Origin of the sequence: Acinetobacter sp. YH1901134, assembly GCF_013416965.1 — a bacterium.
GTDB classification, from domain to species: domain Bacteria; phylum Pseudomonadota; class Gammaproteobacteria; order Pseudomonadales; family Moraxellaceae; genus Acinetobacter; species Acinetobacter amyesii.
This window is the reverse complement of the sequence record NZ_VPEW01000003.1, coordinates 80942-95897: the sequence shown is the minus strand read 5'-3', so window position 1 is coordinate 95897 and position 14956 is coordinate 80942. Positions and strand designations below refer to the sequence as shown.

General features: G+C 40.2%; 18 protein-coding genes. 16 read left to right on the top strand and 2 right to left on the bottom strand.

What is annotated here, in order from left to right:
• Nucleotides 1-325: 325 nt before the first annotated feature.
• A complete protein-coding gene (locus FTV50_RS02040) occupies nt 326-1360 on the bottom strand; it encodes a M20/M25/M40 family metallo-hydrolase (RefSeq protein WP_078192033.1) in 1035 nt (344 codons plus the stop codon).
• 212 nt (nt 1361-1572) lie between these two features.
• Here FTV50_RS02040 and FTV50_RS02035 point away from each other — a divergent pair, with 212 nt between their 5' ends.
• From FTV50_RS02035 to pal, 11 genes are all read left to right on the top strand, one after another.
• Nucleotides 1573-2913, top strand: coding sequence for a deoxyguanosinetriphosphate triphosphohydrolase (locus FTV50_RS02035; RefSeq protein ID WP_180023329.1), 1341 nt, complete (start codon nt 1573-1575; stop codon nt 2911-2913).
• A 110-nt stretch (nt 2914-3023) separates the two neighbouring features.
• Nucleotides 3024-3626, top strand: coding sequence for a Holliday junction branch migration protein RuvA (gene ruvA, locus FTV50_RS02030; RefSeq protein ID WP_180023328.1), 603 nt, complete (start codon nt 3024-3026; stop codon nt 3624-3626).
• Between the two features lie 219 nt (nt 3627-3845).
• Nucleotides 3846-4853, top strand: a complete 1008-nt coding sequence (ruvB, locus tag FTV50_RS02025) for a Holliday junction branch migration DNA helicase RuvB (protein WP_111883949.1) — start codon at nt 3846-3848, stop codon at nt 4851-4853.
• 97 nt (nt 4854-4950) lie between these two features.
• Nucleotides 4951-5598: a hypothetical protein gene (locus tag FTV50_RS02020; protein ID WP_111883948.1), complete on the top strand. Its 648-nt coding sequence runs from the start codon at nt 4951-4953 to the stop codon at nt 5596-5598.
• Nucleotides 5599-5622: 24 nt separating this feature from the next.
• Nucleotides 5623-5748: a hypothetical protein gene (locus FTV50_RS16630; protein ID WP_257223222.1), complete on the top strand. Its 126-nt coding sequence runs from the start codon at nt 5623-5625 to the stop codon at nt 5746-5748.
• Between the two features lie 66 nt (nt 5749-5814).
• Nucleotides 5815-6222 (top strand): tol-pal system-associated acyl-CoA thioesterase, encoded by a 408-nt coding sequence (ybgC, locus tag FTV50_RS02015; protein ID WP_078190367.1) that lies wholly within the window; start codon nt 5815-5817, stop codon nt 6220-6222.
• Between the two features lie 27 nt (nt 6223-6249).
• Nucleotides 6250-6948: a protein TolQ gene (gene tolQ, locus FTV50_RS02010; RefSeq protein ID WP_078192037.1), complete on the top strand. Its 699-nt coding sequence runs from the start codon at nt 6250-6252 to the stop codon at nt 6946-6948.
• Nucleotides 6948-7397, top strand: coding sequence for a protein TolR (gene tolR, locus FTV50_RS02005; RefSeq protein ID WP_078190369.1), 450 nt, complete (start codon nt 6948-6950; stop codon nt 7395-7397). The genes tolQ and tolR overlap by 1 nt, the downstream gene beginning before the upstream one ends.
• Before the next feature lie 3 nt (nt 7398-7400).
• Nucleotides 7401-8597: a cell envelope integrity protein TolA gene (gene tolA / locus FTV50_RS02000; protein WP_180023327.1), complete on the top strand. Its 1197-nt coding sequence runs from the start codon at nt 7401-7403 to the stop codon at nt 8595-8597.
• Nucleotides 8598-9041: 444 nt separating this feature from the next.
• Nucleotides 9042-10325 (top strand): Tol-Pal system beta propeller repeat protein TolB, encoded by a 1284-nt coding sequence (tolB, locus tag FTV50_RS01995; protein ID WP_180023561.1) that lies wholly within the window; start codon nt 9042-9044, stop codon nt 10323-10325.
• Between the two features lie 68 nt (nt 10326-10393).
• Entirely contained in the window at nt 10394-10963 is a 570-nt protein-coding gene (gene pal / locus FTV50_RS01990; RefSeq protein ID WP_180023326.1) for a peptidoglycan-associated lipoprotein Pal, read from the top strand.
• Between the two features lie 266 nt (nt 10964-11229).
• On the opposite strand, the gene FTV50_RS01985 is transcribed toward pal, so the two are convergent.
• On the bottom strand, nt 11230-11427 hold the full coding sequence (locus FTV50_RS01985) for an NF038105 family protein (protein ID WP_078190373.1): 198 nt from the start codon (nt 11425-11427) through the stop codon (nt 11230-11232).
• A 184-nt stretch (nt 11428-11611) separates the two neighbouring features.
• Here FTV50_RS01985 and FTV50_RS01980 point away from each other — a divergent pair, with 184 nt between their 5' ends.
• The 5 genes from FTV50_RS01980 (at nt 11612) to FTV50_RS01960 (ending at nt 14901) form a co-directional block, all read left to right on the top strand.
• The gene (locus FTV50_RS01980; RefSeq protein ID WP_180023325.1) at nt 11612-12586 is read left to right on the top strand and encodes a class 1 fructose-bisphosphatase; all 975 of its coding nucleotides are present in this window, start codon (nt 11612-11614) and stop codon (nt 12584-12586) included.
• Between the two features lie 52 nt (nt 12587-12638).
• The gene (locus FTV50_RS01975; protein ID WP_078192042.1) at nt 12639-13415 is read left to right on the top strand and encodes an RNA methyltransferase; all 777 of its coding nucleotides are present in this window, start codon (nt 12639-12641) and stop codon (nt 13413-13415) included.
• A gap of 160 nt (nt 13416-13575) precedes the next feature.
• A complete protein-coding gene (locus tag FTV50_RS01970) occupies nt 13576-14190 on the top strand; it encodes an RNA polymerase sigma factor (protein ID WP_111883945.1) in 615 nt (204 codons plus the stop codon).
• A complete protein-coding gene (locus FTV50_RS01965; protein ID WP_078190377.1) occupies nt 14187-14507 on the top strand; it encodes a hypothetical protein in 321 nt (106 codons plus the stop codon). The genes FTV50_RS01970 and FTV50_RS01965 overlap by 4 nt, the downstream gene beginning before the upstream one ends.
• Nucleotides 14497-14901 carry a DUF3106 domain-containing protein gene (locus FTV50_RS01960; RefSeq protein ID WP_078190378.1) on the top strand — a complete coding sequence of 135 codons (405 nt, stop codon included), beginning with the start codon at nt 14497-14499 and terminating at the stop codon, nt 14899-14901. Before FTV50_RS01965 ends, FTV50_RS01960 begins: the two co-directional genes overlap by 11 nt.
• The last annotated feature ends 55 nt before the right edge of the window (nt 14902-14956 follow it).

Below are 14956 nucleotides of genomic sequence, written 5' to 3'. Positions count from 1 at the left end.
ATATTCTACTGTGTATTAGTTAAATCAGCTAGATGTGAAAGTGAAATTGTAGTGCTTATATCGGCAACTTTAGGCAATAATGCTTTTATTTTTAAATAATAAAATTGAATTTAGTCGCACAGATTAACACAAAATTATCTGATTTTTTCATTTCACCCTAAGAATAATATTCAAACTATAAAAATTTTTATTTTTCAACAAAAAATCACTTTTTAATCAAGCGTTCAAACCATATTTGAAAATGAATTTCAGGTCTAAATGTGTGAGATTTAAACCTGAAATTCATAAAAGACTAAAATCAATTCACATTTGAAATTGAAACATTTTATTTATTCAAATCTGACAATAGATGTTGAATTACATTAAGGGCTAAGTTCAGTGAGTTTACATCTACACCATCAATCGTATCGCAAGCCTTGTGGTAGCACGGTGCAAATTCGAGTTCATCACCTTTCATTTGCTCATTAAATAAAATTAGTGAAGTAACGGGAACTTTCCCTAAAAATGGCAAAGTATCGCTTGCTGTTAAAGTCGTTACATCATCTTTAATCTGCATATTATTGGTTTTAAAATATTGACGCATACTTTGTTCTAATGCAGCATCCTGCGGGTGCTTAGGTAATTGACTCATGCTGTCTAAGATTGGCTGATAATCACTTTGTGCAAGTCCATTGGCTTTAAACTGTGCCGCCATTTCTCCAATTGATGAATGGTCACCATCGGCAATCATGATATTCGGATTCTTTGTTCCCACCATATCAACATTGATATAGGCTTGAATGCCTTGAAGCTGTTTCTCACTGAGTGATTTCACAAAAGCTTGTGAACCTGCAATACCAACCTCTTCCGAATCCCAAAAGGCAAGATATAGTGTGTGTTTAGGTTTTACCTTTTGCTTCGCATAGTCTTGTAATAATGCTAACAATACTGCAACGCCTGAAGCATTATCATTAATCCCAGGCCCCATTTTCACCGAATCATAGTGTGCGCCGACTATCACAGCGGTATCTTTGGATTGTCCTTCAATCTCAATCACAATATTTTGCCCAACGGTCTTTTCTCGATTTTCAAATGGCAACATTTGCGCGTGCAAGCCTGCTTTCTTGGCTTGTTCAAGAATATATTGTGCAGAAGCCAATCCACCTGCTGTACCTACTGCACGATTGCCACCATTTTGTTCTGCAATTTCTTCAAATGTTTGTAAATGATGCATCATGCTATTTTCTGATGCAGCAACATTTTGGTTTGGCTGCACTTTCGTTATATTTTTTTCTGTGTTGAAACTTGTACAACCTGACAAAAAAAATGTCACGCCCAAACTTAGTGCAGTCAACGTAGGAAGAAATTGTTTTCTATACATTTAAATTATTCTCATTAAAAATTAAAAAATGGGATAAAAGGTAAAATTTGCCCATCTATACTAACAGCCCATTTTTAAATTTCTGTTTTGTTTTGCATTTCATTAAGGCAAATCACTCATACATCTTTTAAGACAAGTTGTGTCGTCCCACACTAGTGCTTTTCTGCTAAGTTTGGCATTATTCAATTCAAGTAATAATTGAATAATGATAAATGACTCAAATGCGTTGGCTTGAACTTCTTTCTACAGTTCGTATTGGTAGCAATAAACACAGTTCTGAACAGGCACGTAGCCCCTTCCACAAAGACTACGACCGCATTATTTTTTCGCAAAGCTTTCGACAATTAAACCGCAAGACCCAAGTCCATCCCCTCACCCAACACGATGGTATTCATACTCGCCTGACTCACTCTTTAGAAGTGTCTTGTATTGGACGTTCATTGGGGATGCTGGCGGCTGAAAAAATTAAAGATGAACTCCCGATGTGGATTTCACCTGCCGATGTCGGTGCAATTATTCAAGCTGCGTGCTTGGCACACGATATTGGTAATCCACCTTTTGGCCATGCAGGCGAATATGCCATTCGAGAATGGTTTGATGACGCATCGCATACCAACTTTTTACAGGACTTAAGCCCTGAAGAAGAAGCCGATGTGAGACAGTTCGAAGGTAATGCACAAGGCTTACGTTTACTGACTAAAATTGACTATCACCCGAATGATGGTGGTATGCGCCTAACTTACGCAACCTTAGGGGCTTACTTAAAGTACCCATGGCTATCCAAAACCATTGCATCACAAGGAAATACGCCTGCCAGTCAGCGTGCCAAGTTTGGCTGTTACCAAGCCGAAAAAGACATCTTGCAGCAAATTGCAGAACAACTGGGTTTAATTCAACTCGGTGAATATCATTATTGCCGTCATCCTCTGACTTATTTATTAGAAGCAGCGGATGATATGTGCTATGCCCTGATTGATTTGGAAGATGGCATTATTCTCAATATGTTGAGTTATAACGAAGTTGAGCCAATTTTCCTTGACCTGATTGGTGATTATGGTATTCCTGCCGAACTTGCAATGACGGATACCACATGGCAGCAGAAAATTGCCGCTTTGCGTGGCCGTGTGATGAAGCGTTTGGTTGAAGAAGTAACGACAGCTTTTGCACGTCATCATAATGAAATTTTGTCTGGCCAACTTAAAGGCAGTTTATTGCAATATTGCAGTGAAGATATTGAAATCGGGATTAACCGTGCCAAAGAACTGGCTCGTGATAAAATCTTTGAACATCCACATAAAGCAGGTTTGGAAATTATTGCGCACCAAAGTTTGCAAAATATTTTGGATGCCTTTATTCCACTAACCACGCCCAATAAAACTTTGAGCTTTAAAGAGCAACGATTGATGTCTATCTTACATCGTTCAGGAGCACATTTTGGTATGTCGCATTATGACAATATTATGCAAGTACTCGATATCATCTCTAAGTTTTCAGATCATCAGGCTTATAACCTTGCACAAGAACTTCAAGGTAATAAAGTTGGTTTCTTTTAAAGCTGAAAAAATGTGAAGGCTAGTAATTCGCTGGCCTTCACGCTAATCTCACAACAAATTGAAATTGAGCAAATAGCTCAGACTAAACTGAAATAAAGTGAATAAATGACATGATCGGATGTTTAATTGGCGAAGTGCTGGCATTGGAAGCACCAACAGTATTACTCAATGTAAATGGTGTGGGCTATGAAATTGACACCCCACTTTCAACATTTTGCCAACTACAGAAAGGTCAAAAAATCACCCTGTGGACACATTTGGCTGTTCGTGAAGATGCACAACTGCTGTATGGATTTAGCAATGCGCAAGAAAAACTGATCTTCCGCACATTATTAAAAGTTAACGGCGTTGGCCCAAAAATGGCACTGGGCATTTTGTCGACCTTAAGCGTTGAAATGCTGATTCACACGGTTGAACATGAAGATGTAAACACTTTAGTCAAAGTTCCGGGTGTAGGTAAAAAAACCGCAGAACGCTTGATGATTGAACTTCGTGACCGTTTTAAAGCGATGTCATCTGGCACAGTACCAAGCAATTCAACTTCGGAGCAAATCCAATTTACTGGTAATTCTGCCGTTGCTGAAGCTGAAGCTGCATTGCAATCACTGGGCTACAAACCAATTGAAGCACAAAAATTAGTGAATGCTGCCAAAGGTGACTTTACTGAAGCCAGCGACATTATCCGTGCAGCACTTAAGTCGATGAATAAATAATTCAAATAGACATACCAATACACCTAAATTGGATACACGAAGGCGACATGGATGTCGCCATGTTGGATTGGGATATAAGGATATATCCTCAATCCAACACAAGATTTTTGTTACTTTTGATCTTTCAAAAGTAAAGCAATGCCTACACAATGGCACTTAAACACAAATCACAACTTGAGGCTGTGCCTCGAAAGTTCAGCCAGAGATTGATTTAATTATATGCAAGACCGTCTTATCAGTGGTTCAGAAAAACCCGAAGACCACTTCGACCGTGCCATTCGCCCAACATCCCTTGATGACTACATCGGGCAGCCTGTCGTCCGTGAACAAATGGAAATCTTTATCGGTGCTGCGCGTGGCCGTGAAGAAGCACTCGATCACACCTTAATTTTTGGCCCTCCGGGTTTAGGTAAAACCACACTGGCCAATATTATTGCCCGTGAAATGGGTGGCAACTTAAAATCAACATCAGGCCCCGTCCTTGAGCGTGCCGGCGACTTGGCAGCCATGCTGACTAACCTTGAAGAAGGTGACGTACTGTTTATTGACGAAATTCATCGTCTTTCACCAGTGATTGAAGAAATTTTATATCCAGCCATGGAAGACTATCAGTTGGATATCATGATTGGTGAAGGCCCTGCTGCCCGTTCTATCAAGCTCGACTTACCTGCATTTACATTAGTTGCAGCAACCACACGTGCGGGACTACTGACCTCTCCTTTACGTGACCGTTTCGGTATCGTACAACGTTTAGAGTTTTATTCTGTCAAAGACTTAACGCATATTGTGACTCGTTCAGCCAACTTAATGGATGTACCGATTACTGAAGATGGCGCACTGGAAGTTGCACGTCGTGCACGTGGTACGCCACGTATTGCCAACCGTTTATTACGCCGTGTTCGAGATTATGCCCAAGTCAAAGGTACAGGCGAAGTGACCCAAGAAATGGCGCAACGTGCTTTAGATATGTTGAATGTCGATAAAGATGGTTTAGACACTTTAGATCGTCGTTATCTTTCAATGTTATTGGAACGTTTTGACGGCGGCCCTGCAGGTGTTGAAGCTTTGGCTGCAGCTATGGCTGAAGATTCAGGCACATTAGAAGATGTGATTGAACCGTATTTAATTCAACAAGGTTATGTCATGCGTACTGCACGTGGACGTATTGCCACCAATATGGCTTATTTACAGTTTGGGATGACGCCTCCCGAACCTAAAGATAAATAGCTGATTATTCACCAAACAACTTCAGGGAGTTAAATGCTCCCTGAATGTTTATTTAAATTTTTAAATAAATTCAATCCACTACAAACAGCAAGCTAAAATGATAAATCTTGAGAATAGAATAATTAACAAAATTAATAGCGAATACATTCAAAACCTTCCATTAGACAGTGCCATTGAAAACATTCCCAGAGAACAACCCATCAGTTCATTTAGCCCTAAACAAATGAGTGATTTTGAAAGCTTATTCCACACCGAATACAATTATTTTATCACTGTCGAATGTGAAAACATTCTTAGCAAAGAAACTATAGAAGTAAGTGAAGATAATATCTTAACTATTAAACAATCGCCTTCTGCATATCGTATAAAAAACCTGAGCTTCAACTATACTTCTGCCCTCATTTTTATTGGGACGTACTATCACGACGACGTACAAGTTTTGGTCAAGGAAAACTTTAAGCCAGCAAAAATTAATACATTTTATTTCAGCCTCTCATTCTTTGCTTTAGTCATACTCGTTTATGTGTTTTTCTGGATAGATCTAGCTAATAAACTTTTACTTATGTTAGTTATTGGCCTTGGCTTTTGCTGCTTAACGTATATGTATGAATCTTTAAAGGCATTACTCCCAAAGCAACAGAAAAAGAAAATGGAAGAAACTCACTTTCATATTGCGGGATATTTAGCAGCTCATCTACAGGATTTTGTCGATGCAAAATTTAAATTAGATGAACAAACAAATTAAAAGTAGTCTCTTTTTTAACCAATAATGACAACTACGAAAGTTAAAGATTTACGTGAGTTGAAACCTTGTGCCATTGGACTGATGACTCACGGTGCTAAACTGCCCGTCATTGAAGCACTTGACGAATCATTGAATTATCGCCATTTTTAAATGCTCTAATTCTTTGCTGAAGTGCAGACCAATATTTTTCAGATTTTATAAAGACGGAACACTCTCATGGCGAATAAATTCGAATTCAACATTCGTGTATATATTGAAGATACAGATGCAGGTGGCATTGTTTACCACGCAAATCATATTCGCTTTATGGAACGTACCCGCACAGAATGGCTGCGCGCTTCAGGTGTAGACCATTATTGGCATCAAAAAGATTACAACTTTGTCGTTCATAAAATTAATGTGAAATATTCACGTCCTATATTAATGGATGACCTGATTACTGTTACAGCAAGTGTAGTTTCGTGTAAGGCTACGTCATTTGTGTTGCAACAAAATATTTATCGTGGTGATATTATGCTGGCATCAGGTGAGGTAGAATTGGCATGTATCAGTGCAGAGATGAAACCCCGTCGCCTTCCTGATGAAATACGTGAACTGATTCTGAAAGAATTGGAACAAGATTAAAAAAATTATTTGGCACATGTAGTAACTATGGCAACTCAACTAGAATCAACACTCAAAGTTTCAGACCTCATCTTACAAGCAAGTCCTGTCGTACAACTGGTAATGCTCCTGCTGCTCTTAGCTTCGTTATTCAGTTGGTATCTGATTGCCAAGTTACACATGAGTTATAAAAAAGCGCAGGCCGATGATGAACATTTCCAAAAAATCTTTTGGTCTGGCGCCGAACTCAACACTTTATACAACAATGCTCAGCTCAACTCGAAACGTGTTGGCCTTGAAGATGTCTTCTATCAAGGTTTAGGCGAATTTTTCAAACTTAAAAAACGTAATGCCAGCGCAGAACAATCCATTGAAGGTACAGAACGTATTCTTCGTGTGGGTTTAAGCCGTGACCAAGGACATTTAGAAAATGGTTTAGGCGCGCTTGCGAGTATTGGCTCGGTTGCACCCTATGTCGGTTTATTCGGTACTGTTTGGGGCATTATGAACGCCTTTATTGGTTTAGCAGATGTTGACCAAGTCACCCTTGCTACGGTTGCTCCTGGTATTGCAGAGGCATTGATTGCAACGGCCATTGGTCTTTTTGCGGCAATTCCTGCTGTACTTGCATTTAACCATTTCACAGCCAAAGGTGAAGCCGTTTATAATGATCGTGCACTTTTTGCCGAAGAAATGGTTGCGTTATTACAACGTCAGTCTGTAGGTTCAACTCAGGACAATGACTAATGGCTATTCAACGTTCTGGACGCTTTGAGCGCATCAAAAAACCATTAAAAAGTGACATGAACGTCGTGCCTTATATTGATGTCATGTTAGTTCTTTTGGTGATTTTCATGGTCACGGCACCCATGATTACCACAGGTGTCAAAGTCGATTTACCACAGGCAAATGGCACGCCTATGCAAGCGGAAGATCGCCCTGCGATTGTTACACTTGAGGCGGATGGGACGATCAAACTCGAAGATAAAAATCATCAAAATGATGTACTCACACTCGATGAACTAAAATCTGTTTTAACGGCCTCGCAAAATGAAGCCAACGAACAGAAAAAGCAAATGAGTGTCCTGATTAACGGCAGTGAATCTCGTCCTTATGGTGAAGTCATGAAACTCATGTCTGCCCTTCAAGATGCAGGTTTAACACAAGTAGGTTTACTGACTGAGCCATTAAAGTAATTTATGAAAGATTTCAAAAAGCCGCCTTTTAAACAAAAAGCCGTTGCGATTGGTTTCACACTAGGTGTGCATATCGTCGCTGTGGTTGGCTTACTTTATCTTGGCATGAGTAAACCACCTGAGCCCCCTAAAAAAATAACCACTGTTTTGGTAAAACCGGAAGATTTAAAACCTGTAACTCGTGAAGTCACAGAGTTTGATGAAACCGCGCATGAAAATGTAGCTGAACAAATCACGCAAACAGCAGAACCTAGCGTTGAACCAGCACCCGAGATTCCAACGGCTGCACCACCTAAACCAGCAGAACCACCTAAGGCAGATCCACAGGTTGCTACTCAACAGGCACTCGCTGCGGCAAAAGCACAGCAGCTTGCTGAACAAAAAGCTGCGGACAATGCAAAGCGTGCTCAAGAACAAGCTAAAGCGGCTGAAGCTGCAAAACTAAAAGCACAACAAGAAGCCAAAGCGGATGCGGCTAAGGCAAAAGCAGATGCTACGGCGAAAGCCAATGCTGAAGCAGCAAAACGTAAAGCAGATGCTGATGCCAAAGCTAAGGCCAATGCAGAAGCTGCAAAACGTAAAGCAGATGCTGATGCGAAAGCCAAGGCCAATGCGGAAGCTGCAAAACGTAAAGCAGATGCTGATGCAAAAGCTAAGGCCAATGCAGAAGCTGCAAAACGTAAAGCAGACGCCGATGCAAAAGCTAAAGCCAATGCGGAAGCTGCAAAACGTAAAGCAGATGCTGATGCCAAAGCTAAGGCCAATGCGGAAGCTGCAAAACGTAAAGCAGACGCCGATGCAAAAGCCAAGGCAGATGCAAAGGCTAAAGCCGATGCCGAAGCACGCGAACGTGCAGCCGAAGAAGCCAAAGCTTCATCAGCTAAAAAAGCAGCTGAAGAAGCCGCACAGAAAAAGGCTGAAGCGAAGAAAATTGCCTCAACTGCTAAACGTGATTTTGAAAACAAAATCCGCCGTGCATGGGACACACCTTCTGACTCTGCGGGTAAATCGGCAACTGCTCGGGTGACATTATCAGAAAGTGGTTCAGTCCGATCAGTTATTGTGAACTCTAGTGACCCTGATATGAAAGCCAGTATTGAAGCCGCGGTTCGTGCTGCAGCACCGTACCCAATGCCAAGCGACCCTGATGCTAGACGTGAAGCACAAAGCTTTACCTCTACATTTAGATCTTCAAATTAAGTTTGATAAATCCCTGCATTGATTGCGGGGATTTTTTTATATTTCTTCTGAATATGGCAAACTTTGGAAAATTTATTGATTAGATGGGTTCATTCACTGATTTTTTGAATGAAACAAATTCTATTTGGTCGACACTTTTCATAAAATGACATATATATAAATTTTACTAACTCAGCCTAATCAAGAGCTATTTATTTCTTATAAACATTTGATTCAAAAATTAAATTTCAACTATATAGAATTATCATTTCCAATTCAAAATGTGATGTTGTCTGCACCAATTTTAAGATAAACTTCAGTGAACTCGAATAAAATCTCTGCATTTTTCACAGTGTTATAACAGTTCAGTCATATTTTCATGCTTTTAATAATCCAAAATCATGCCATTATGTGACACAACCTAATACAGACAATAACTCACATTTTTAGAGTAGTTAGCGAATGATGGAAATGACGCGTAAACATCTTCTTTGCCTAGCAATTATGACCGCTTTGAGTCCAGTTTTAATCACTCAAACACATGCACAGCTTCATCTTGAAATCACCAAGGCGCCTGAAGAGGCACCTAAAATTGCGATCGTGCCTTTTAGTAATGACTCAAATATTTATCCAGTGGTTGAAAATGACTTGAACCGCTCAGGTAAATTTACCAGTGCCTCTAAAAACTTACCTGCAACTGCAACAATAAATTCACCTAATGCAGAAGCATGGAAAGCTGCGGGCGTACCCTATGTCGTGACAGGTACATCAAAAACAACGGCAGATGGCTCTTATGAAATTCACTACCAACTGTATGATGTTGAAAAAAAACAATACCTGTTAAATGAACTACTCACTGTACCTGCTTCACGTTACCGTCAAGCAGCGCATATGATCAGTGATGCGATCTATCAAGCTTTAACTGGCATTCCTGGTGACTTCAGCGGCCGTATCGCTTATGTTCTGCGTAATGCAGCAACTCCAGATCAACGCTATACCTTACAAATTGCAGATACGGATGGTGAACAACCTCGTACCATTTTGACTTCACGAGATCCAATCCTTTCCCCTGCTTGGACACCTGATGCTAAAAAGCTAGCTTATGTTTCTTTTGAAACCAAACGTCCTGCAATTTACATTCAAGACTTAGCAACTGGTAGCCGTGAAAAAGTTGCAAGTTTCCGTGGTTTAAATGGTGCTCCAAGCTTCTCACCTGATGGTAAATCGATGTTGTTTACCGCTTCAATGCATGGCAATCCTGAAATCTATCAAATGGATTTACAGACTCGCCAATTAAAACGCATGACCAATGACACAGCGATTGATACAGAAGCACGTTATGCCCCTGACGGAAAATCATTTATTTTTACCTCTGACCGTGGCGGCTCTCCACAAATTTATACCTACAACTTAAGTGCTGAAAGTGTAAAACGTTTAACTTTCCGTGGCGCTTTCAATGCGCGTGGTACGTTAAGTGCGGACGGTAAAAAATTAGCTTTGGTGCATCGTCCTAGCGGTAGTAACTATAAAGTTGCGGTTCAAGACATTGGTTCTGGTGTAACCAATATTTTAACACCAACAAGTTTAGATGAATCCCCAAGCTTCTCTCCAAATGGTCAAATGGTCGTGTATGCAACACGTGAAGCAAACCGTGGTTTGCTCTCGATCATGTCTTTAGATGGTCGTTTCCGCATGAACTTACCAAGTGAACAAGGTGAAGTTCGTGAACCAGCTTGGGCACCGAAATAAACACGGCATGATTTATTCAACAATAACTTTTTAATGAAACATCATAAATAACCGTCATGGAGATCAATATGAAAGCGATGAAACTGATTGCATTACCTGTTTTAGCTACAGCATTAGTAATGACTGGCTGTGCCAGCCGTAAACCTGCAGCAGACGTACAAGCAGGACAAAACCCAAATAGCTCAACCACTGTAAACACTTCTGGTTTAAGTGAAGATGCAGCACTCAATGCACAAAACCTAGCGGGTGCATCATCTAAAGGTGTAACTGAAGCGAATAAAGCATTTTTAGCGAAGCGCGTAGTACACTTTGACTACGACAGTACAGAGCTTAGCAATGAAGACTTACAAACCCTTCAAGCTCATGCACAGTTCCTTGTTGCTAATGCAAACTCACGCGTGGCTTTAACAGGTCATACCGATGAACGTGGTACTCGTGAATACAACATGGCGCTTGGTGAGCGTCGTGCCAAAGCTGTTGAAAGCTTTCTGATTACAACAGGCGTAAGTCCAAATCAGCTTGAAGCAGTTAGTTATGGTAAAGAAATGCCAATCAATCCGGGTCATGATGAAAATGCATGGAAAGAAAACCGCCGTGTAGAAATTAACTACGAAGCGGTTCCTCCACTACTTAAATAAGACTTGAATAAGTCTGAGCTAAAAAAAGCACTCATTAATGAGTGCTTTTTTGATTTAACCTATATCATTTAATTTATATCGTTTCATTTGCACCGTTCTATTGCAATGTTTTTTGCTTTAACTCAATTTAGCCCTTTAACTCAGGATAAATTCGATTAGCGGCTTTAGAACTTAAAAAAATATCCAATTAAAAATGCAAATGAACGACTTTTAAAACGATATCCTTAGCTTTACCAACTAGAAAATTAGCTTAACAATCCAAATCATTACGCTTCTGCTTCTGGATGTTCAGCATTTTCTTTTTCTGTTTGCATCGACTCAATGAGGTCATGTTTATTGAACTTTTTATACTCTGCTTTTGCTTCGTAACTGCTCCATGCAGCTTTTACGGTATCCGCAGAAATATCGTCTAAATTCAATCCCTCAGTTGCAGTCGGAGTCGCATCAAATTTTTGTGTGGTCATTGTTGTGCTCCCTGTCTTTCGATTTATACATTAGATTCAACATAGCATGTTATTCAGGACTTGCAAGGGTAAAATCACGACAAATAGTCTAGTTTAATTTTTCTTTTCCTTCGTTCTCATCTAAAATGTTGCACAATCACATTTTTATCATTTTTGATAAATTAATATTTGGAGTTTTCCGGTTATGTCAAATCTCACCCTTTCCCAATTTCTACAACAACAAAGTGGTAATCTTACTCCTGCATTAGCACAAGTTATTGAAACAATTGGTAATACATGCAAAGATATCGACCTTCTTTTACAAAAAGGTGCTTTGGCTGGTGTATTGGGTAGCGCGCAACACGAAAACGTTCAAGGTGAAGAACAAAAGAAACTTGATGTCATTTCAAATGATTACCTCATCGATGCATTAAAAGTTCATCCACATGTCGGTGGTTTGGCATCTGAAGAATTAGATGAATTCACACCAGCTCAAGAAAATGGCGATTATCTTGTTTTGTTCGACCCATTAGATGGTTCAAGCAACATCGATATCAACATGTGTGTTGGCACAATTTTCTCAATTCTTCCTTCAAAAAATGCCGTAACGCAAGCTGAAGATTTCATGCAAGCGGGTGTTAACCAAGCGGCTGCAGGTTATGTACTGTATGGTCCATCAACAATGATGGCTCTAACTGTTGGCGCTGGCGTAGTCTTCTTTACTTTTGATCCAGAAAGCAAAGAGTTCTTATTAACTAAAGATGCGATTGCGGTTGCAGCAGACACTAAAGAATATGCAATTAATGCATCGAACCAACGTCACTGGGAAGAACCTGTAAAACGTTATATCGACGAACTTCTTGCAGGTAAAACTGGCCCGCGTGAAAAAGACTTCAATATGCGTTGGGTCGCATGTATGGTGGGTGATATTCATCGTATTCTTTGCCGTAGCGGTATCTTCATGTATCCATACGACTTCAAAGATCCGAAAAAAGCAGGCCGTCTACGTTTAATGTACGAAGCAAACCCAATGAGTATGTTGATGGAACAAGCTGGCGGTGCTTCTACAACAGGCCGTGTCCGCATTCTAGACATCCAACCAACAGAACTTCATCAACGTGTTCCTGTGATTATTGGTTCTAAAAACGAAGTTGACCTAGTTACGTCATACCATAATTAATTTCTTATAACGAAAGTCTGTATTTTTGCTGACTTTCGTGGATATCTCCCTCATGGCTCTGATTTATCTCGAATCAAAAGACAACCCTAAAATTAAACACCTCCGTGGCTTAATCGAACAAAATGCCTACCGTAAAAAACAAGGTCAAACTGTTTTGGAAGGCACACACTTGGTGTTGTCATGGTTAGACTCAAAACGTCCAATCAAATCGATTTTCACCACTGAACAAGCAATTAACCATGCTGATTTCGACCGCATTGCGGAACAATATCAAGGTGCGGTGTTCATTCTAAGTGAATCTTTATATAAAGATATCAGTACACTTGGAACATCTATTGCTTGCTTAGCAATTGTGGATTTACCAAGTTCAAGTGAAGCGCTTAACTTCAGTGAAGACACCTTAATTTTAGACAATATTCAAGACCCCGGTAATGTAGGCACCCTACTCCGTTCTGCTGCCGCGGCGGGTATTGAGCAAGTTGTTTGTACCAAAGGCTCTGCATCGCTCTGGTCACCGCGTGTATTACGCGCAGGTATGGGCGCACATTTTTCATTAAATACCTTTGAAAATATTGCCCTTGAAGATATTTTGACGAAATTCAAAATTCCAGTGTATGCAACAAGCTCACATCAGTCTGAAAACCTATATAGCAAAAATTTACGCAAACAATGTGTGTGGATTTTAGGCAATGAAGGTCAAGGTGTTTCTGAGTATGCATTACAACATGCCGAAGCCGTTGCGATTCCTCAACCGGGTGGTCAAGAATCACTAAACGTAGCCATTGCTGGCTCGATCTGTTTTTTTGAAATGGTACGTCAGCGTCAGTAAAATCGTTATTTTATTGTATTTAGCGCTTAAGCCTGAAAAAAATAGACTACACTAGAAAAAATAATAATTCTTTTTGTCAACCTAACCGTTATTTCCATCGTTATTTGTATATGAATATGGAAATAATGGTGGGTATCCGATGACAGGATTTTCCATCTCTATGGATTTAGCACCCAAAAAGTCCGAGACGCAAGACAGCAGTGTTTTAAAAAGCACGGCTGAGTCTCGCCTGAAAAACTTCATGAATGAAGTGACGGGGCGTGCTTTAGTAATGATGGAAAGTGCAACGCACGGTCAACATGGCATTGCCATGGACTTGGTGCAAGAAGCCTTTATTTCCTTACATAAAGCTTATGCTGAAAAGTCCACAGAGGAATGGTATCCCCTGTTTTACACCATTTTAAATAACAAGCTGCAAGACTGGCGTCGAAAAGAAGCACGTCGTTCGCAGCCGTTTTCCTTATTTAGAAAAGTCAGCCTAGATGACGACGATGTCGAGATACAGGATGTGGTAGATGAATCTACACCAAACCCTTTCGACTTTCTGGATCAGGCTGTCACTGCAGAGGAAATACAAGATGCTATCGCAGAACTTCCAGTCCGCCAGCAACAAGCATTTATGTTGCGAGCTTGGGAAGGCTTTGATACGCATACAACTGCAGAAATTATGAATTGTTCCGAAGGCAGTGTGAAAACACATTACCACCGTGCCATTCAGGGTTTACGTACCGCTTTGGCACATTTGAATCCACATATGGGAGGATCATCCGAATGAAACAAGATGATTTCTTAAAGCAAGTAACTTCCAAACTTGATGGACTCGCACAGCACCATAAAGACAAAGCAACTGTCATGAATAACGTGCTTGAAGATATTCATCAGCGCGAAACTTCACGTTATGGTTTCTGGAAAATGTCTGGCTTTGCACTTGCAGCAGCAATTGCAGGTTTTGTCATTTTACCGAATGCGACTGTACTGGATGACAAACCACAAAATCAGGTGATTTCAACCCCTAAGCTCTCCCCTCAAATGGTGGAAGATCTTGAAATGTTGATGGTTCTGGGTGAGGACAAAGTTCCACATGGCAGCTAAAAAATTAGCAATTGCATTCTGTGCTTTTAGTTTTTTGCAAACCAGTTTTGCTGGCTTTGATCGCTTTTGGATATTTTCAAAAGATGCAGATACTCAAGTCAATGAAACTTGGGATTCGCTATCTGAAGCAGAACAACAGGCTTTAATTAAAAAGTATCAGGCTCTCAAAGAGATTCCTGCAGATCAACGTGTCAGCTTGCAACAGCGCATGGATTGGTTCACCCAACTTCCAGACAGTGAAAAGCAGCGTATGCGCGAAACATGGCAAAAAATGAGTACTTTAGAACGTAAAGAACTCGCGACACGTATGCAAAAAGCTAGTCCTGATGAACGACCTGCTATTCGCGATGAGTATATCAATAAATATTTACAGCCTATCGCTGTCGTTCACTAATCAAAAACAACAGTATGTTGTGATAATCAAATCAATTACATTAGTTAAGTTATAA